Source organism: Brevibacillus fortis (genome assembly GCF_046196545.1).
In the GTDB taxonomy this organism is placed as follows: Bacteria; Bacillota; Bacilli; order Brevibacillales; family Brevibacillaceae; genus Brevibacillus; species Brevibacillus fortis_A.
The window spans coordinates 3,932,167-3,952,507 of the sequence record NZ_CP176370.1; the positions used below are offsets into that span (position 1 = coordinate 3,932,167).

Here is a 20,341-nt window from a genome sequence, read left to right on the forward strand (position 1 = left end):
AAGCTTTGAAATATTATACAATTGCCGAGACGGCTGAGCGTCTAAACATTAAAAAAGATAAAATTGCATGGTGGTTTAACAATACATTTAACCCACTTGAAGAGGTATCTGGAATTAAAATTGAAAGAATAAACCGAAGAATATTAATTTCCGAAAATATTATAGAAGCATATGAAACTTTTATTCATACCCATTTAACTTGTAAAGAAATAGCGACCAATTTTGGATTACCGCTTCAAGATGTTGTGGTGTGGGTGGGTAGAAAACTGCGTAAAGGTCAAATAAGAGGAAGGAAAGTAGGCAGAGTAAACTATGTCCATAAAGATGACTCAGAACTGATACAGGAACTGACCTTGAATATCTCCAACTTCATGAATACCAGTGAGATCGTTCAGGAGTTACAAATTCATAGATCTACTGTTCTTGACGCGATTCACAAGAACCATATAGTAGGTGGTATTAAATACAAAAGCCACTATTATGCACCGAGAGAATCTGTGGAACAGTACAAAGAAAAATTCCTAAAAATCGAAGACTCAAATGAATACTATTCCATAGGGGAAGCTGCTGAAATCCTTGGTTATTCAGTCCATTCGTTACGAACGATGATCAGAAGCTCTAAAGTTGAAATTAGTGCTATTAAAAACAATGTGAAAAGCACGTACTTTTTATTAAAAAAGGATGTATACATTTTCAAAAAATTCCTAGAGGACATACCAAGTAAATACTACACAGTTAAACAGATTATGAATAAATACAATGTCTCAAGCCGTTATGTCCTTACACTTCTATCCAAACATTTAGCTGATCAAATAAAATGGGTACTTCTTCTTTCTCGACAATTGGAAATGGTCGTATTAATAGCGGATTTTGAGGAGTTTTATGCTACATATGATAAATATAGAACGGAAAAGACTACAGATCCTCAGTCCATATTTACTAATGGAATTTCTTTGATCGTAACTCCCCTGCACCTTTCTGAAACAAAAGCATTATTTCTTGATTTTGTAGCTTTGAGACAAAACACCTCACGTGCAGACCTACAAAATCAGAGGATGCTCGCTAGAGAGTTCACATTTTTATTTAAAACTTTGATGTCACTTGAAAAGGAGCTTTTTCTGTTAAGTGATAATGAAATTAAATGGCTACTCAAAATCACTACAAACACTAACCAGCAGAAAAATTTAATTGCTTTCCTGTTGTATTTACAAGAGAGAGTTCATACAGAATATCGTGAGAAGTACCACGTTGCTAGAAAGCATGTGGCTAATGGAAATAAAGATATATATTCTTTAGATGAATTCATTGCAATAGAGAAGTATTTAAAGAATATTGAGTTTCATTTGTTAGAAGCACTCAATGATAGACAGTACGCTGTCACTTGGCTTTACAGCTCATTACATCTGACGAATGCTTGGAGGTCATCGGATTTCTTGAGATTACCTTCCCCAGATATTTCATTTATGAATGTTAGCGATTTTCAATGGTTCTACGAGGGAAACAGGTTATCCGTTGAACACTCTCAACGTATAGTCAATACATTTGCCCATACTCGTTTAAAGGTTTCAAAAACAGGGGTACTAAACCGATTCTTAGTAAACCAGGATATGCTGGTTCCTATCTCTACTATGATTGTAATTTGCGAGCTTCATCGTAGAAATGAAAAAGAACAATCTCTTATGACAACAGGTACGAATAACTACACTCTTATCAGGCACAAGCTACATGAATTTTTTCCTCCCCCATTTAAGTTCAGTAGTTTGAAAATGAATCGTTCCTTCATGACCCATCTTTTTCATAAAGCGACAGAGAGTTCAGAATCAATGGGCGTAGCATTAGATTTAGTCCAGCAAACACGGCGTCACAAAGAACAAGATTCAACTGCTATCTATATTCAATCTACGGATAGAGATGGCCCTCTTGGAAATGCAACTGTGAACTTATGTAATCGTGGTCACTTTGGTTACCTCTATAATTTATTAATTGAAAGGTCTTTTGCACTTTCGAAAATGGAAAGTAAAGATACTCTATACGAGCGCACTTTAAAGATCCTTGAATATAAGAACGTTTTCCCCACACCATACGAGCTTGAACAGTTTGGTGAATTTTTAAGAATACAACAACAAGAAAGAGAGTCCCTTGCTATTAGAGTATCCCTTATGTCCCCTGACGAAGCCCAATCATTAGTGGAGCAAGTGTACATGGATAAGCTGCCTGGACATACTGAGCATGCGCAATGTGTTATTTATCCAAACTGCACTAATCCTACTGCAACATCCTGTATTGGCTGTTCGAATATGATTCCTAAAAATTATTTATTACTTAGTGTCGGAATCGAACTTCAAAAAAGAATTACGATTCTAAATGGTACTAATAATCCCGTCATCGCAAGTAGAGAAAAAGCCTGGATTCAAAGATTGTTAATGCTGCTTCAAGAAGCTACGGATACATACGGAATGGAGTACACTAAGACATTTATTGATTATGATGCTCTATTGACGAGTGTTTCTGAAGCGTATCGACATCAGCACTCACTCCAAATAAAGAAATTAGAGGAGGGTAATGGTGAGTAGTTTACAGGGGTATAACAGGTATGAGCATATCGTGAATATTGGTGACTTACATTTTGCACAATCAATTGATACGGTTATTTTTAATATAACGGAAATTGATTCTTATAAAGGAATATTTTTAAAAATGAAGACAATACAAAAGGTACGAAATGACGACTTCGAGGACGATATGTGGGTACTGTTCTCCGAAACATCAGCTTCTACCACTTCTATTTTTTTTGATTTAGATATGTTTCAATCTATGAAATCCCTGCTGAAATGCTTTACTTTACTTGGACTCGTGGAAGGACATGATGATAAGTATACTCAATTTCGAATCAAGTCTCTAAAAGAATGTATTCTGTATTGCCAAGGGTTTGAGGGTAATTCTAATGAAATAATTGATAAATTCGAGAGCTGGCTTCTTTCTAAACCAAAACCTGGCTTTCGAAGAACAGCATCGGTAATTACGCAATTTCTTGGATTTTCTAACCTCAATAATAAAAAGGAACTTTTTGATATCTTGGATCAGTTCCCAATCATTACTAGCGGAGTACGAAACCTTCCGAACTTTAAAGATACTTTAGTTTTTGATTCCATTATTAATAATTTTCAAAAGACATGGAACTCCTACGAAAAACCGGTATTTTATCCCATTGTATTGTGGTGGAAAATAACGTTAGTCATTCCAATGCGAGTAATTGAATTCTGCTCACTCGAAAACCATTGTGCTTCAGTAAGTCAATCTGGAAAATTTCTGTTGAAAGTTCCCAGAAAAAAATTACGTGCCCATAAGACCACTGAGATTGATGTTTCAGATACCCTTGAAGTTAATCAGGAAATTTATGAGCTTATTTTAGATTACAAAGAAACCATTAAGGGATATAAGCCTACTCCTTACTTGTTATCCTATGATGCCTACTGTGAGTCTTCTTGGGTAACACCTCATGCAATATCTCATAAAAGAATTAAAGAAACGTTTACTCCTACTCAATTGAGATTATTACTTAAGCATTTTTATGATGAAATCGTAGAAAAAAAATACGGATTCTCGAATATGGAAAGAATTAATCCAATGGATACTCGCCATTTTGCATTTTGTAACATGATGTTGCAGGGATTCAATATGATGACGATTGCCCATGTTGGTGGTCATAAGTCTCTTCATTCTCAAATGCATTATTTTAGTCACCTCGAGCAATTAAGCCAGTCATCTATTCAATACCTAGCTGACCAACACAAGTTCAACTTGGAAAACGACACGTTTAGCTCTTTAGGTGAAAGAGAAAAACTGATACGGGCTAAAGGGATGCTTAGTCGATATACAAAAGGGGAGTTGGAAAATCTCCCATCGTTGGAGTTTGGTTATTGTACATTTGATCCGCAAATGTGTCCCGTCGGGGATTGCAGGTACTGTCCCCACTTATTTATTCCAGAGAGTCAATTCAACGATTCTGTCATTCGTTGGCTTAATGATGAATCGGATCGTATTAATGGCCGAATTAAAGAACAATTGCAGCTCATGAAAAGCCTTTCTTGTAATATGACTTATAATTGTTCGACATTCGAATATGACCCCCTTGCACAATCAGAGCTCAGTTATTTAGCTCGAAATTCTCATAAGCTAAGGGAACAAAAAGCAGTGATCGACGCTAAGCTTAACTTTATCATAGAAAGGAAAAATTATGACGAAAAATAAAGTTGGAAGACCAAAGCAACATCCCCTGCCGCATCTTGAGAATTTGTTGTTAAAGTTTATTGAGGAGCACCCTTCTAGAACGATTACTTTTATTGAACTCGAAAGAGAAACGGGTGTGGGAAGAAATACATGGGCTCGTAATATGAAAGATAGAATTGAAGCACTAAATAGCCCTTTGCCAATAACTGAAGCCTTGCAGAGCAACCTACTTCCTTTACCCAATATGTCTGAATTGGTTCAAAACAATTATGCGAACAAACAAAAACTCATTGAAGAACTTCATCAAGTAAGCAGTATTTTGCAAAAATTATTTATTCAAGCTAGAAGTGTTCCACAACTGGAACAAGAGATTGAACGTTTAAAAATGGATTTTAAAAAAATCAATGAGCAATCGAAACAGGACAAGGAAACTATCCGATCGTTGCAGGAGCAGGTGGACCATTTTAGTCAAGCATATCGAGATATTGCGTTAACTTCATCGTATCCAGATTCAAACTTAAAGAATGTATTTGAATTTAAGAAAAATGATAAGAACAATGAAAAGAAAATTACCGCTGATTTAATAAACCAGTTTGGCATGTTTGGTCCAAAAACTTAATATGCACTTTAAGTACGCTGGTGTGCTCATGTTGATCTTTCCACCTGCTGCGACCGGATTTTACAATAGCTCTCAAAATCGACGCATTCGCGCAACCATTGACACCCCTCACTTGGTGTTTAGCCGCGCCTACATTCTCTTTTATAGGGTTAATCCCCTCTTTTGCCTAAGGTTTTGCATACAATGGTCCCAGAACTCTATTCAGGAGCTCTGGGACCATTGTTGTATAGAAAGCTTGAAGTAAAATATTGGGGTGGAAAAAATACCTGAACTGGATGATTTATCCCTTGTATTACGAACGTACATTCGGTATATAATAAGAACATATTTTCGTATTAATTTGGGGGTGTCATTGTGGTGCCCGTAATAATGTTGGCGGATTGCCAATCATTTTATGCATCTGTTGAAAAGGCAGCACGTCCAGAATATCGCAATAGTCCCGTTATTGTGGCCGGAGATCCGGCTAGAAGATCGGGCATCGTCTTAGCAGCATGTCCTGTGGCCAAAAAGTTTGGAATAACTACGGCAGAAACGTTGGGTCAGGCTCTCGCTAAATGTCCTGATGCAGTCGTTATACGTCCTCGCATGCAGACTTATATCGATGTATCACTAATGATTACTGAGATCTTTGAATCCTTTACAGATTTAGTTGAGCCATTTTCAATTGACGAGCAATTTTTGGATGTGACCGGATCGCTTTCTTATTTTGGATCTCCAGAAGAAATTGCAAAACGAATACAAGTCAAGGTAATGATGTCTACCGGTGTTTGGATCAGGGTGGGTATAAGTTCCACGAAGATGTTGGCGAAAATGGCAACTGACATATGGGCTAAAAAAAGTGAAACGGGTATTTTCACGCTTCCTAAAAGCGATATAGATAGTCTGTTATGGCCTCAGCCCATCAACAAAATGTTCGGTGTCGGTTCACGGATGACGGCTCACTTTAACCGAATAGGCATTGCGACAATTGGCGATATAGCCAAACTTCCGCTTGGTGATTTCAAACGTAGAATGAAACTTGTTATGGGTAAAAATAGTGATATACAAGCTGAATTGTATTGGCAAACTGCGAACGGCATAGACCCAAGCGCAGTTACACCAGGCACACATGATCATCAACAAGCTGTTGGACATCAAATGACTTTGCCGCGTGACTATTCCCATAAGGAGGATATCGACGTCATACTGCTTGAGTTAAGCGAAGAAGTTTGTCGCCGTTGCCGTGCCAAAGGCTACATGGGAAAAGTGGTATCCGTAGGAGCTCAAGGTGCTGACTTTGACAGACCTACGGGATTTTTTAGACAAATCACGATTGACGATCCAACCAATATCACCAATGAGGTGTTTGAAGTAGCTCGGAAGTTGTTTTATATCCATTGGGATGGACAACCGATTCGAAAACTTGGAGTAGTGATATCAAATTTGAGCCGTGATGATGAGTACCAACTTTCCTTCTTCGGTAATAGAGAAAGGTACAGAAGGCTAGAACGCACCACAGATCAAATAAAGAATCGCTACGGAAGCACAGCGATTTTGCGCGCATCATCTTTATTGGGAGCAGCACAAGCTCAAGAGCGTAGTGCGAAAATAGGAGGGCACTATAGATGAGTAAAAAACTTCAGAATAATGGACGATGGGAATCCAGTCGAATGATGCTTCCAGAACACCGGGAACAATATTTAAGCAGAAAGAATCAGCAACAAGAGCCGGTCAAACCAGAGTTGCCCAGCAAAGAAGAACTTGAATTAATAAGGGATTCGGTTCTTCTGCCGATGATCTTAACGATAGTCGATAAAAACAGTACAGAAATCGGCCTCTCGTCCTATTCATTGAAAAATCTTTACCTCAAAGCTTCCCAAGTATTGATGGCACGAATCCATCTGGATCTAAGTGAGGTCAGGAAAAAACTGAAGGCAAAAAATATTAAAGTATTTCAAGAAGAACGCATAGATAGCGCGCTGTACTATCGGTTTGTGTGTCGAGGTTATGAGGATACCTTTGCTATAGTGCGTGATGTAGCACGAGCAGAAATAAGTATGCGAATTTCAAAATATGTCTCCGATATGTTCAGAAATAGCGACAAGTAGACCAGCGGCTGCGGAAAGTGGTCGGTTTAAGACCACTTTTTTGAAGCAGTCTAATCAGCATTTTTGGCATCAAAAGCACTTAGCACGTCTTTGGATAGGTTGTAAATGATCTCTATTTCTTTTAAGCTACGATTTTGAAGTAACACTTTGAGTAAGTCCAGAATCTTTTCCTTATCAGAAGGTAGTTCCGTTCCAAATAACTCAGAAGGGCTAACTTTTAAAGCAAGAATGAACCGCTCAAGGGTTTCGATTGAGATGTTCTTCTCCCCTCGCTCTACACCACCGATATATGACTGAGGTAATTTTACTTTCTCTCCTAATTGCTCTTGTGTAAGTCCACGATTTTTTCGAAGAATACGTATTTGTTTCCCGATTTGATTAATTAACCCTGCCATAAAACCACCTCTCTTAAAGAGTAGGCAAGTCATGCAGGCAATTAAATATAGTCATAACATATAAAACCAATTGATTTTAGATCTTATAAAAACTATTATTGTTGTTACCAAGATACTATAGTCATTACAGGAGAATGAAATATGGACACAACACTTCCAAATCAAGTAGTTATAGAGAATGTTCTAGTCAGTAAAATTAGAGGTAAAATTGCCTATCAGGGTAATATATCTGCATCAACCATAATGGGGTTATATTATGTAAAACCATACGATGATCCGTCGGGTAAAGGATATCAAAGGCCTGTCGATCAAAAAAGAAGCCACGATTTTGCGATTTATCTTTCAAAAGGAGAAGATGCACTTTTCACACCTATCTTACTCAACGCTGCATCGAAGTGGGAGTTTGTTTGTTACGATCGTGCTCGACCGGCATATGGTCGTCTAATCTGTAAAGGTAAGGCCTCTTTAATGGATGGGCAACATCGTTTAGGTGGTATAAAGCGGTACATCCAAGAAACAAATTCGGATTTAAACATCCCATTCCTTTCCTTTCATTATCTCGATGAAGATGAGGAGATTAGGCTTTTTGATACGATTAATACAAAAGCTAAAGGCATAGGCTCCTCATTAAGTAAATATTTACGTAGAGATTCTGATGAACTTAGTTGGGTTGCAACACAGCTCTTAATCCAGAGCGGTAGCCCCTTCCATAATAATGGAAGTATCCTGGGCAAACGTAACAAAAGCAGGCATATTACACTTCAAAACTTATACCGAACATTAAGCTTGTTGTTTAAAAATCAAAAACTAAGTGTTTTCACAAAAGAGGAAAAGCTTTCTCTTGCTACATTTTATTTCTCTACAATCAAGGAATTGTTCCCTTCAGAATGGATGGACTATAAAGGCCAACGCTTAACACATATTGTATGCTTAGATGCTCTATCAATCGCAGGTTCCCAAGTTCTTGCAACCTGCATACAGGAACCCCGTAAACAAGTCGATCTTACTTCAGCTGCACGTCATATTAAGAAACTTAAGGGGATCGAATGGTCGAGTGAGGGGCCATTGAAGTATGTAAAGGGTTTGAGTGGTTCGAGAACGCTAGCCTCGGAGTTATTAGAGCAAATGATCGGCTGACGCTAAGTGCCCAGAAACAAGGCTCTAGGCTCTTAGCTAAATCGTATTATAGAGACTTATTAAAATTGAAGTCAGTTCCTCAAAAGAACATCTAATTCTCAATATGATGAGTAGGTGTTCTTTTTCTGATTCTGATAAGTTGTAATGATGTACAACTCTACAACCCGCCTTGGCTTAATGTGGAGACGAGTTTATTGTATTTTCCTACCTAACTGTAGTAATGACATTTTTTACAATTGAAATGTAAATGCCCCCACTGATGTGGAGGCCTGCAGTGTTTGTCCGTCTCTAATACAAGAACGTTTGTACTGAGCTTTATGTGAACGGCATCCGCACGCATGTCCAATTTTGCAAATTTAGTTTGGATGGTACCGTAGTTGAGTAACGCCAGCAAAAGTAGAATTACAACGTTGTATTTTTTACAAAATTTGCAATAAATTGCTTTTTATCCCTTTCCTAAGTTAACAAGCTGGAGGCGAACCAAAATAGTTTTCACAATTTAGCATGAATAAGGAAGGCGTTGGAATACTACCCTCATCAAACTAAACAAACAAGAAAAAGGTTTGCTTAGAGGAGTTGTTCAACATAGACAACCGCCAGTCTCAGCAACAATACTCTCAACGTAGCAACTAACGGCATTAATCACCAGTACCCTAATAGGAATCGATTTTCTTTCCTTTCCACGTTTGATAACAGGTTCTCTTAAAGAATCAGGATGGGTAGTGCCTTTGATAAGCGCAGTCCCCTCTTTGCTTTCACTTCTGTTAATCTCATGGCTTAGCTACCGATTTCCCGGACAAACATTTATTCAATACAGCAAGTGGATCTGGAGTTCAAACGGAATTCCATGACTAAGAACTTGGCTTACTTTTCCTTGGAACATTATATTTTTATCTTTCCAATACCTATCCACCGCATCTGTTGTTCGAACCTTCGGGGAGACGGTTGTGACGGCCATTTTAATAGATACTCCTTTAGAAATTATAATCATCACCATGTTATTACTTGCCATCTTTCTTTGTTTTCATGAACCAGAAGCGGTGTTTCGAGTTAATGAGATACTATTTCCTCTCATCGTGATCTCAAGTTTATTGCTTGCCCTTAGTTCTTTTCAGCATTGCGAATGGAACAATCTCTTACCACTTATTGGTCTTCGGAACGTATATCTCAAGAGGGATTTCGCTCGTTATCTCTTTTTCAAGGCTATGAGCTGATGTTAATTTATTTTGCATTCAAAAAGAAGGGGTCAAGTGTATATACCGCTAGTATATACGGTATCGGTTTATCAGCTATTATATATACAGCTATTGCTATAGCATCAATTGTAGTATTCGGCCACGAAGAATTACAAAGACTTGTTTGGCCAACTTTGGAGTTAGTAAAAACTGTACGAGTACCAGGATTAATTTTGGAACGGATGGAATCCGCATTCATTGCAGTATGGGTAGCCTCTATATTTACCACAGTTGCTAATATATACTACGGAACGATATATGCCCTTCCCCAATGGTTAGGTATGGGAATGGTGTTTCAACGGTTCATGGCTATTTTTCTGATGGTCCCTCTTTATTTTATTTCTCTAATCCCACAAAACATCGTTCATTTATTTAAGTTAAATAGTTATCTTGCATATCCAGGTTTTTTTGTAGGCGTCTTTACTCCTGTTGTATATGCAGTCGTTACTTTTATTCGATATGGGAGAAGGCCCATTTCCTTTGAAACAGAGGATACTGCACAATAAGCACAGGGCAAAAACGAAAGAATATACCTTTCACACTTTGTTTCTTTGTTTGGTCTAATAGGTATGCGTTTATTGACTTAATTTGAGGCATACTCGGCATCATCTCAGCGCTTGTTTTTGACTATATTAGTCCTCTGATCGCTAAAAATAGCGTTACATTTCAATAACTAGAAAAGACTTGTCATTTCAATCCCTGTTCATATATTGACATTTTTTTCTCGTGTGATTTGGGATACTAAATACAAGGAGATAACGACTATGCTCAATTTATGAATAGTTATCTCTTTCGGCTTGTAATTTCCTATTTCACAAAGCCTATAATCATCAAAGTTTTGAAGGGTTGTTGGATATCCCTCACTCTTAATCTTCCCTACCACTTGCTATGCATCGGCTATGTTTTGGAGTGGGTTCCACGCTGGATACAGGTGTTCACTGAAAATAAAGTATTAGACCGGAATCCCTTATGGTACAAGGAGTTCCGGTCTTCTATATCACTAGATATCTGAGAATTAGTATTAGACTCAACGTTAGAATGAAGCAATCCATGGCTCTAAACAGAATAATAAAGTTTTAGACTAACTCATTTAACTATCAAACCCGTCGTATTATGAGGTCAGCCAGTTTTTACTGGTTGACCCCTTCTCATCCCGTCGCTAAAACTGTTCACCCCCTACTTGTGGAAACCATGTTTAGGCTGGTTGGGACAAAAGAAGATCTCGCATCACTAGCGATGCTGTGGAACTGCAAGCAGTTAATAGGGGTTGCCGGCAATATTCTTTGGAGAGGGAGAGATCTATGAATCCAGTCATTGGTCTGGATGTATCAAAAGGGCAAAGTCAAGGGCAAGTGTTTTTAGATAAAAGTCAACCTTACGGTAAGAGTTTCTCATTCCTTCATACCCAAGAAGGGCTTCATTACCTTTTAAACTTGATCAACGATGTCACTAAACTAACAGGTCATTCACCCACTGTCATCTTAAAGTCTACTGAGCATTACCAGGCTGCTGTTGTTAAGCTACCTTCATCTAATTTTCATCCGTGTTAAGGATTTCTATATTGAATTTCGGCTCAATAGACAATCGCGGATAGTCTTTACGCCAATCCAAAGACCCCCATTGGATTGGATGATAAGCCTTTATTTGCTTTCCTATTCCGAGAACGTCACAATTGGCTTTTTGAAACGTCTTGATCGTTTCAACCGCGATTTCCTCCAAATGTTTACTTAATGTTTCTTCCATCCGATTCACGTAATCACGCTTAAGTTTATAAACTCCTTCACCCAATTGGTATACATTTACTTTCAATTTAACTTCTATGCTGACTTTCGGCATTCCGCTTGATTTAGGGTCAACCATAATATTTGAAGCACCTTTTTTGACGGTAAATGCATATTCGATGTTTTTCATTCGGCCCGTATACGGTCGACGTTCTCCGCTTCCTGATAGCCTCATGGAGAGCCTTTGCCTAACATTATCACTTCCTAACAGCAATCTCATCATTCGAACTTGTCCATTGTCTATTTTTACGCCTGTATACTTACCATGACTAAATAAAAGGGCCCCGCCCAATTCGACTCCCGAATGCGTATCTTTTATCAAAGGTACTGCTAAATCCTCTAATGCTTCTTGATAGGATAAGATTAGCTTCATCATAGAAACATTGGATATGATTTGGTTCTCCTCCAATGACATGATGAATTTATTTAGCTTCTCCGTATATCGTTTGGTTCCTGCTTTTTTTAACTTTTTGGATACGGACCCCTCAACTACAACTACTGGGCTGTTTATCACCGTATTGGGTGTATTAAGCAAAAAGACCAGCTTTTGTACAGGATGATGAGTAGCGAAGCTTTCACTTAACAAATAGAGTCTGGTATTGATTGCTATGAATGGTCCTTTGTTATTATATTCACTTTTTCCCACCGCTTCGATTAAGCTCGGTCCTTTGAATTCCGTCGTCTCCGATACCGGATCTCCTTCGCCTTGACCTACTTTTTTTAGTGTCGTGACCACATAATCGAGCACGATGTCATTACTCTTTTCATCCAAGTCCAATCCAATGATATCCACCAGATGAGTATGTCTTAATGGCATCTGATCCCAACAACCGGTCAACAGCAGTAACAACAATGCTGCGATTGACGCTTTTTTCATCATACCTCCGCCTTTCCCCTAACCAGAGAAATAAGCAGAAGTACCGTCGGAACCACCGCGATGATAATGGCTGTAGCGGTATTATGGTACTCTGAGAATTGAAGTATCCATTGCCTGTCAGAACCCCATAAACCAATTACAAAACAAACGATTGCTATCCCCCATACGAGAAGGGGATGGTTCCGCATTTCTTTCCCACTAACGAAAGCTAGATAACGTGCTGACAAAAACAAATAAACATAAACCGTTACGGTTGTCACAGTGAACCAAATCGAAATGAATAGAATATCAAGAGTTTGTACAATTGGCCATTTAAATTGGCGAAGAATAAAGATCATTGGATATAGGGTAGAATTCAGTTGACTTTCGCTGAAATTGAACGTCACAATAACCGATACCAAACCGTAAAAAAATGTAGTAAATCCATTAGCAACCGACATTGCAATCAAGATATCCTTTTTTTTACTACTCTTGATGAATGGAAAACTATAGAGAAGAAGCTCATATCCTGCGTAAGCCCAAAAAGCAGGGAGTGCATCCTTTAATATCGACCCGATCCCGTGAGTGCCTATTGGAAGAAAATGACGAAAGTCCCCCTTTCCCATACCACTTATCAAGATGATAAGAAAACAAATCAGAAACATAATCATAATGGTTTGTGTAATGGAGGCAATTGAACGCAGGGAACTCGATGCTATATATGCCGATACAAATACCGTCAAACCAATAATAACAAGCCAAGGGGTCGTAAGTAGAACCCACCGGCTAATGACATCCGTGTAAGTGACTAGTATCATAAGGCTCGATTCTGCGCAATACGCAGCAAGCAAGATGTTTAAGACTATTCCTAGCGGTTTTCCCACGATCGCGAAAATATACTGTGGTAAGGACAGATTCGGATATCTTATTGCCAGTCGATAAATGATTAGAATAACGACTTGGGCGATTACGCCGCCCAATAGGACGGATATCCATGAATCGTAGCCTGAGTTCCTCGATTCTTCATAAGGTATGGTTAAAACATGAACGCCAACTTGAGTAAGTATAACAAGGCAAATCAACTGATTAAGGGTTATCTTTTTTAGATGGATCATTTGATCATTCCCTCGGGGTTCTTATTCTCGTTTTATCTTGTGCTAAGCTTTCTTGTGTGCGTTTCTTCAAACTCCAAAGTGGACCTCTGAAAAACGTATCTTTAATCGTATCTCCGCTAAGCCCAGAGTAAAAGTAAGGAATCCCCATGGTGTTTATTCGCGCTAAATGTGTTAGTACCAAGAGGAAGGAAAGCATCAATCCAAGCAAGCCAAATAATGCCGACAAGATGATAAAAGGATACGTTAATAATCGGGCAGAACTACTCATTTCGTGAGAAGGAACGATAAAAGAAGCAATACCGGTAAACGCCACTACTATAACCATCATATTGGAGATCAGATTTGATTGGACTACAATCGTTCCTATGACAATACCACCAACAACACCGATTGTCTGGCCAATTTGGCTGGGAAGGCGAACGCTTGATTCTCGCAGGATTTCCAACGTGCCAAGCATAAACAGTGCTTCAAAAACAGGAGGTAAAGCGATGTATTGCATAGAGCTCTGCAAAGTCAGTGTGATCTCATATGGGAGAATTCGTGGGTCGAAGGTGACAAGGGCTACATAAGCACCAGGCAAGGTGATCGCGATAATAAAACAAATGATTCGAAGAAACCGAAAGGTGCTGCCGAGCAACCAGTTAATCTGATAATCATCTGGACTTTGGAAGAACGACCAAAATGATACAGGAACGATTAGGCCATCTGGAGAACCATCGGTTAAGATAGCGATTTGACCATTCATCAAGTAAGACCTAATCCTATCTGGTCTCTCGGATACAAGGATCTGGGGAAATAACGAGAACTTTCTATCTTGGATCAGCTCTTGAAGAAAACCAGGCGCCTCGACGTAATCGATATCTATTGCTCCAATCCTACGTTCGAATTCCTTCAAGACGACTTCGTTGACCAGTGAATGTAAATAAAGAACAGCAACTTTCGTATTTGACCTTCGTCCGAGCTGATAGAATTTTACGGCGAGATCTGGTGTTGCGATCAACTTTCGCATCAAATTGATATTGGTTTGCAGATTTTCAATCAGCGCTTCATTGGAACCACGTAACACACGCTCGTTTAGCGGTACGTTGACAGTCCGTTCTTTGCTAAGCTCGGTCTTAAGTAAATACAGTTTTTCTTCTCCAAAGATTTGGAGCACCGTTTTTCCTTCGACCAGAGCTTCAGAAGCGATTGTAAGGAGGTCTGTTTCCTGATAATCCAAAATGGATACCGCTTCTCGAACAGTGATGTCCGTATGTCGAAGTAATGGTAGTATAATATGTTCCTGCACGGCAGCAGGCTCAATCATTGTCTCTAAGTAAAAAAGTCGAAAACAGCGTTCTCCGACTTTAAGGTCACTCGATTTAAAGTCCGAGCTTTGAAATAACAGACCTCGTAACGCCTTCTCATTTATATCTGGAGAAGGATCGACTCTCATTTTAGGCAACTCCTCTCCGGGACAGATATTCCCCCCTATTTTTCCCATTGTCGCATCAGCTATTCCCTAAACTTTGGCAACTCAGATCAGCACTCTATCTGCCTTTTAATGTAGAAAACTGATTGGACTCGCCTCTCTAGCGAAGCAGGTCCCCCTGTTGGGACATCCATTGCAGAATCAAATGACATGGTGTATGTGTATACAACTCCACAGTCCAATCCGTTTGATTCCCAATCTGAAGACGGCAAGCTGTTTGACCAACTATTCGGTGATGTGAATATAAATGAATCTTTCGCACTTCTAAAATGAGACTGTTATTATTTGTTGTACTCTGAAAAGACATGAATTCACTTTTACAGTTTTTAAGATGCATCGGGGTCACACCCAGCACTTTGTATGAACCTCTTTCGCTAGATACACAAGATAATCGTTAAGAGATTACACCCTAAGTGGTGCTTTTTCTTTTCCTGATTACTGCTTTAAACATTGGTTTAAAACCTTTATTCTATTCTTTTGTAATGTTACTGTAGTGTTTTGATTTGCTTTTTCTCTCAAACAATTACATGACTTCAACTGCTGGCTCAAGAGTGATAAAGGCGAGCTACCCGCTCCGATCAAGCAAACCTTGCTTCTCTATGATGTAATTGTTCCACTCTGAGCAGGTGTTGATGTTACCAACGTTGAGGTTTTGGACACTACATATCGATTTCCTACCCATTGTTAAGGGGGGCATTTTTCGCATACGTGTCCGATCAACTATCTTTCAACTACGCCGCCAACCCCTTTTCTTAATTACATTTTTGAATGATACTCGATCAGCCTCATCATTTCGTTGTCCTCATGTTCGGTTATATTACAATGCCATATCCGTCGCTCCCTTGACAGGCTACGGTGTCGTGAAGGTGAGTGACGGTACGGACCTCGGGAGACGCTAGGGCCGGCTCCCGGAATCGTTTTGTCGACGGGCAGCAGATGCTTGAGCGGCAGCTTATTGATCCATTTGACGTGAATCCGCTCGCTTTTACGGGCGCGGATGGTCGGCCCCGGATATCTCCTGTTATATCCCCACAGTAAGCAGCAGATCGCGGTGCAACCTTTGCTTAAATCGGGTCATTTTTACTTGATAAAAGGTTCCTTTCGTACCGCAGCGTATCGGTTTTAGAGTCGGTGGGATGGCCAACGGGGTTACAAATTTTTTAAGCGGCAAAGCGTATTCCTCCTATTCAGGATTAGTACCAGGGACAAGGCTTACCTTTCGACCACTGTGTTACAGTCTATTTCTGAATAAGAGGAAAGTGCACCGTACAGCAGTCTAACACTCTGCTTGGAGTGAACAGAGGCGATTTACAGCCGGAGATATACTCGTATCTCGGATGTAACCTAAATAAACGAGCTTCGTTCCATCGGGTGAACTTGAATAAATCACTCTTCTTTATTAATTGTTTATTGGGAAAATGATGGTTCACATGGTTAGTTTATAATCCCTTTTTTCCTAATTTCCACCTGAACGTTAGGATCAAACTTCACTTGTTGATAATGGCTCCCCCAATTTTCTTTTTGTTTTTTCCAAATATCAGGATGGAACGCCATGAGCTGCCTGGCGATACCTAATCCATCGCAGCGGGCATTTTGCATTTTTTTTAGTGTTTTTTTAGCTAAATCAGTCATTTCTTTGGATAGTAGCTGGTTTAACTGTGCAATCATTGTTTTACCATCTAACTGATCTTTGGGATATTCCTCGACACTCACTTTCCAATTTAAATCCAGCTTAACCGAAATTTGACCGTCCGGTTGAATAGACACTTCCATCTCTCGCTTTGATTTATCTACGTTAAAGCTTATAAATTCATTGATGTTTGACTTGCCATTCTGAGCATTTATTTTTTGTGTGAATCTCGCCAGCTTCCCCTTGCTGTCTTGTAATAATAAACACATGGTTGATTCATCTGGGCTCAGTACCCCTGTCAATCGCTGATCATGAAACATAGCAATCCGAGAAACGTCCACTCGGTTCCCTTTATGCATGAGGTAGGGAAGAACAAAATCTTCTCCAAGATCTAGCATCACTGGATAAATTGTTTCAAGAGTTACTTTGGGAACGGTTGTCGTCTCTTCATTACTCTTGATTAATTCATCAATTTCTTCTGCGATTAACACATTCCCTACTCTTTTAAGGGAAAGTATGTCGGTCGCCTTCCCTTGCGTCACCCCAATCCTCGCATTTAAGGCACTCTTGGGATCACGGTAAAAAATATCGAGGATCGGAAAAATATCTTGTTTTGCCAACTCTTCCCCGAGGAGAATAACCCGATTTCTATAGGTACGAAGCAGCCGGGATATCTGATCGTCTGCTTTATTGCGGGCTTCCCTTGGCGTATTGCCAACTGCGTAGATAATTTCGTTTTTCGGACTTTGTTGTTCGCTCTCGGGCATGTCCCGTATAACAAAGGTCGTTAACAGCTTTCCATCAGGAGCGAGATCGAACCCTCCTCCATAAAGCAAACGAGCATTTCTTAAAAGATCTTGGTCCCAGCACCCGGTTATCATAAGGAAAACAACAAGAACCGCGCTCATCATACCGATTTTTTTCATCTGGCCAACTTCCTCCTTTTCCTTGACAGATACGAGAAGATGAGTAGTATCAAAGGAAGTACAATCACAAATGTATAATGAGAAATCTTAATTATTCGATCGTAGAAGTCGGTGATCGACGGATCTTGAGATATCAGAGCGAGCATAAAAACAATGAAAGCGGCATAGAATACCGCCTTTTTATGTTTATCATGGTGAAAATAGTGACCTAAGCCTGCCGTTGCCATATATAGCCACGAGACAATGGCAGTGGTAACGATAAAAATCCATATAGATAAAAAGATTAAATCGATCCGTTGAATAATCTGGAAAGAGAATCCTTTTAGCATATAGATGGTAGGTTCCGAAACGGCTGGCATAATCGCAGGACTGAAAATGACTAAACTGGTAAATACCTCGAATGTATAAAAAAGCGTAATCAGCATATTCCCTAAAGAAGCTGCTTTTAATTTCCCCTCGCTTTTCCCTTCAACAAAAGGAAAAATCACCAATAGCACTTCGTACCCGACTAGCGGAAACAATGCCTCATTCGCAGCTTCGATGATATTCCACCAGCCCGCTTCTGTTATAGGGAAGAGATAAGTAAAATTCGCGTTAGCATAACCGATCAAAGATAATAACACCATGACAACGATGGTAAACGAAGAGATGACAAACAATCTGGCAATCACGCGAAGGCGCTCGATAACCAAATAGCTACAAGTGAGAAGGGTGAGAAGCAATAATGCCCATCTCGGTGTAAATTGGAGCACCCACTTTCCTACGACATCGGCAAACAAGCCTAAAATCGTTCCCGCAGTGAACAAAAAATAGCCAATATAAGCGAATCCAAGCAGATTTCCAATTACCTTTCCTGTGATTTTTGGCAAGAAACTGTAGATATTATCGGATGGAAAACGTCTGCAAAGCCCCCAAAGAATTAAAATCACCACTTGTACAACAAAACCGGCGATTAAGGTAGAGATCCATCCTCCTCCCTTGGCGGCTGCCTGCATTTTATGAGGAAGAGTTAGAATTCCAACGCCCACTTGAGATTGTATAACAAAAAACATCAGCTGCCCCTGAGTAATACTATTTTGTTCCGGGGTCATCATGTTTCCACCCCCTTGAAGATCTTTCTTGACGTACTCTTTTTGGATGCGGGTCTTGGGGACGCTGATCCAAGCTCCAGATTGGAAAGCGTGTAAACGTATCCTTCAGGTCTTTGATTCGGAGAGGCATGACAGGTGCAAAATAAGCTGTTCCAAATGACTCTAATTTACATAAATGAATTAAGATAAAAAGCAATCCAAACATGATCCCGATCAAACCGAACATCGCGGCCAAAATCATAAGCGGGAAGCCTAGAATACGAGATACCGTACTAATTTCATTGGATGGGGCTACAAATGAAGAAATAGCGGTTAAAGCCACAACAATAACCATGGGATATGAAACTAATCCAGCTCGAACGACGGATTCACCGATGACCAAACCGCCAACAATACCGATGGTCTGACCTACTCGGCTCGGCAAACGAATGCCTGCTTCACGTAGCACCTCTAATGTAATCTGCATGAGAAAGGCCTCCACGATCGGTGGAAATGGAACTCTGTCTACGCTGCCTTTTACGGTATAGATCAAATTAGAAGGAAGAATTTCAGGATGGAAGGCAACTACGGCAATATATAGTGCAGGTACGAGGAAAGAAGTGATAAAACTAAACAAACGAATCAGCCTTAGGAATGATCCAACTATCCACCTGCTGTGATAATCGTCTGGAGTTTGATAAAAAGCAAAGAAAGTCACAGGTAAAATCAACGCAGATGGATCTTCATCAGATAAAATTACGACACGGCCTTCCATGAGATGAGCTACCGCACGATCTGGCCTTTCTGTAAATAAGATTTGGGGGAAAAGGGAAAATGGATTGTCTTCAATCAATTCAGCAATGAATCCAGGTGAGAGGGTGGTGTCCATTACAATAGCACCAAGTCTGGAATCCACTTCTCTAACCAAATCTGAATTGGCCAGATCCTGCATATAGAGAAGAGCCAATTTTGTTTTGGCTTCGTTTCCCACCTGGTAGTAGCGAACGACCAGGTTTGGATTTTCTATACGCTTTCGTACCAGATACAAGTTCGTGATGAGGTGCTCTATAAAACCATCATGTGCGCCGCGAATAACACCTTCGTTCACCGGCTCTGATATACTCCGTTTATAATCTGCCCCAACTCCGACAACAAAAGCTTCTGCGGAACCTTCAAATAACAATATGCCTTTTCCTTGCACTAAAGCCGTAGGTAACTGGCTGAGATCCGATTTTATCCCAATTTCCACGGAAGTAATGATATCTTCCACGATTCCTACTTTCTTTTCTTCTATAGGCTGAATGATCTCTTTTTGGATTCTCTGTTGATCAGTAAGAGATTCCAAATATACAATGTATCCCTCCACTTGATTCAATGAAATGCTCCGCCACTTCAGATCACCTGAATGAAACAGCTTGTTTTGAATGTATTCTATATTTTCCTGCACGGAAGAAAACATGCCTATTTTCATGCTCTGGCCTATTTCAGCACGATTTTTCAAAATCAATTTCCTTAAATGATCCCTCAATGTTTTTCACCTAGGTTCGATCCAATTTTCATTAATGTAACCATTAACATGAGTATTATTCCAAAAACCCCCTGCTCTTTGGGAAATTGAAAACAAAAACAATCATTGGTGAAGTGACCCCAGAAATCGAAACAGCGACCGCCTTGGACAAGAAAAGTCCTAGACTGTCGCTGTATTTTTGCTATCGCGTCTCAGTTTGTTCAAGATACACGAAAAAGGTAAGGAGCTTAATTCATATTTTCGCTTCCCAAAGAATTTAAT

The 20,341-nt window shown here is 39.6% G+C and carries 16 protein-coding genes and 1 pseudogene; 9 read left to right on the top strand and 8 right to left on the bottom strand.

Features of this window, described 5'->3' with window-relative positions; translation table 11 throughout:
• The first annotated feature begins 5 nt into the window (after positions 1-5).
• The 5 genes from ACKKE8_RS19535 (at position 6) to ACKKE8_RS19555 (ending at position 6,936) form a co-directional block, all read left to right on the top strand.
• Entirely contained in the window at positions 6-2,573 is a 2,568-nt protein-coding gene (locus tag ACKKE8_RS19535; RefSeq protein WP_409174512.1) for a hypothetical protein, read from the top strand.
• Positions 2,566-4,251 carry a hypothetical protein gene (locus tag ACKKE8_RS19540; protein WP_409174513.1) on the top strand — a complete coding sequence of 562 codons (1,686 nt, stop codon included), beginning with the start codon at positions 2,566-2,568 and terminating at the stop codon, positions 4,249-4,251. Before ACKKE8_RS19535 ends, ACKKE8_RS19540 begins: the two co-directional genes overlap by 8 nt.
• Positions 4,238-4,849, top strand: a complete 612-nt coding sequence (locus ACKKE8_RS19545) for a hypothetical protein (RefSeq protein WP_409174514.1) — start codon at positions 4,238-4,240, stop codon at positions 4,847-4,849. Before ACKKE8_RS19540 ends, ACKKE8_RS19545 begins: the two co-directional genes overlap by 14 nt.
• 354 nt (positions 4,850-5,203) lie before the next feature.
• Positions 5,204-6,457 carry a DNA polymerase IV gene (locus ACKKE8_RS19550; protein ID WP_409174515.1) on the top strand — a complete coding sequence of 418 codons (1,254 nt, stop codon included), beginning with the start codon at positions 5,204-5,206 and terminating at the stop codon, positions 6,455-6,457.
• Complete coding sequence (locus ACKKE8_RS19555; RefSeq protein ID WP_142496544.1) at positions 6,454-6,936, top strand: hypothetical protein; 483 nt, start codon at positions 6,454-6,456, stop codon at positions 6,934-6,936. The genes ACKKE8_RS19550 and ACKKE8_RS19555 overlap by 4 nt, the downstream gene beginning before the upstream one ends.
• A 50-nt stretch (positions 6,937-6,986) precedes the next feature.
• Here the strand turns inward: ACKKE8_RS19555 and ACKKE8_RS19560 are convergent, their stop codons facing one another.
• A complete protein-coding gene (locus ACKKE8_RS19560; RefSeq protein WP_137028223.1) occupies positions 6,987-7,331 on the bottom strand; it encodes a helix-turn-helix domain-containing protein in 345 nt (114 codons plus the stop codon).
• A 141-nt stretch (positions 7,332-7,472) separates the two neighbouring features.
• On the opposite strand from ACKKE8_RS19560, the gene ACKKE8_RS19565 reads away from it, so the two are divergent.
• From ACKKE8_RS19565 to ACKKE8_RS19580, 4 genes and pseudogenes are all read left to right on the top strand, one after another.
• Positions 7,473-8,468 carry a DGQHR domain-containing protein gene (locus tag ACKKE8_RS19565; RefSeq protein WP_409174516.1) on the top strand — a complete coding sequence of 332 codons (996 nt, stop codon included), beginning with the start codon at positions 7,473-7,475 and terminating at the stop codon, positions 8,466-8,468.
• A gap of 686 nt (positions 8,469-9,154) precedes the next feature.
• A pseudogene (locus tag ACKKE8_RS19570) lies at positions 9,155-9,682 on the top strand (GerAB/ArcD/ProY family transporter).
• Entirely contained in the window at positions 9,592-10,209 is a 618-nt protein-coding gene (locus ACKKE8_RS19575) for a GerAB/ArcD/ProY family transporter (RefSeq protein ID WP_409174517.1), read from the top strand. Before ACKKE8_RS19570 ends, ACKKE8_RS19575 begins: the two are co-directional and overlap by 91 nt.
• 795 nt (positions 10,210-11,004) lie before the next feature.
• The gene (locus tag ACKKE8_RS19580) at positions 11,005-11,253 is read left to right on the top strand and encodes a hypothetical protein (RefSeq protein ID WP_409174518.1); all 249 of its coding nucleotides are present in this window, start codon (positions 11,005-11,007) and stop codon (positions 11,251-11,253) included.
• On the opposite strand, the gene ACKKE8_RS19585 is transcribed toward ACKKE8_RS19580, so the two are convergent.
• The 7 genes from ACKKE8_RS19585 to ACKKE8_RS19615 form a co-directional block, all read right to left on the bottom strand.
• Positions 11,234-12,364, bottom strand: coding sequence for a Ger(x)C family spore germination C-terminal domain-containing protein (locus ACKKE8_RS19585; protein ID WP_409174519.1), 1,131 nt, complete (start codon positions 12,362-12,364; stop codon positions 11,234-11,236). The two genes, ACKKE8_RS19580 and ACKKE8_RS19585, sit on opposite strands and share 20 nt — an antisense overlap.
• A complete protein-coding gene (locus tag ACKKE8_RS19590) occupies positions 12,361-13,455 on the bottom strand; it encodes a GerAB/ArcD/ProY family transporter (RefSeq protein WP_409174520.1) in 1,095 nt (364 codons plus the stop codon). The genes ACKKE8_RS19585 and ACKKE8_RS19590 overlap by 4 nt, the downstream gene beginning before the upstream one ends.
• Positions 13,456-13,459: 4 nt before the next feature.
• A complete protein-coding gene (locus tag ACKKE8_RS19595; RefSeq protein ID WP_409174521.1) occupies positions 13,460-14,890 on the bottom strand; it encodes a spore germination protein in 1,431 nt (476 codons plus the stop codon).
• A 792-nt stretch (positions 14,891-15,682) separates the two neighbouring features.
• Positions 15,683-15,973, bottom strand: coding sequence for a multicopper oxidase domain-containing protein (locus tag ACKKE8_RS19600; RefSeq protein ID WP_409179164.1), 291 nt, complete (start codon positions 15,971-15,973; stop codon positions 15,683-15,685).
• A 387-nt stretch (positions 15,974-16,360) separates the two neighbouring features.
• Complete coding sequence (locus ACKKE8_RS19605) at positions 16,361-17,482, bottom strand: Ger(x)C family spore germination protein (RefSeq protein WP_409174522.1); 1,122 nt, start codon at positions 17,480-17,482, stop codon at positions 16,361-16,363.
• On the bottom strand, positions 17,479-18,576 hold the full coding sequence (locus ACKKE8_RS19610; RefSeq protein WP_409174523.1) for a GerAB/ArcD/ProY family transporter: 1,098 nt from the start codon (positions 18,574-18,576) through the stop codon (positions 17,479-17,481). The genes ACKKE8_RS19605 and ACKKE8_RS19610 overlap by 4 nt, the downstream gene beginning before the upstream one ends.
• Positions 18,554-20,023, bottom strand: coding sequence for a spore germination protein (locus ACKKE8_RS19615; RefSeq protein ID WP_409179165.1), 1,470 nt, complete (start codon positions 20,021-20,023; stop codon positions 18,554-18,556). Before ACKKE8_RS19615 ends, ACKKE8_RS19610 begins: the two co-directional genes overlap by 23 nt.
• Positions 20,024-20,341: the final 318 nt, after the last annotated feature.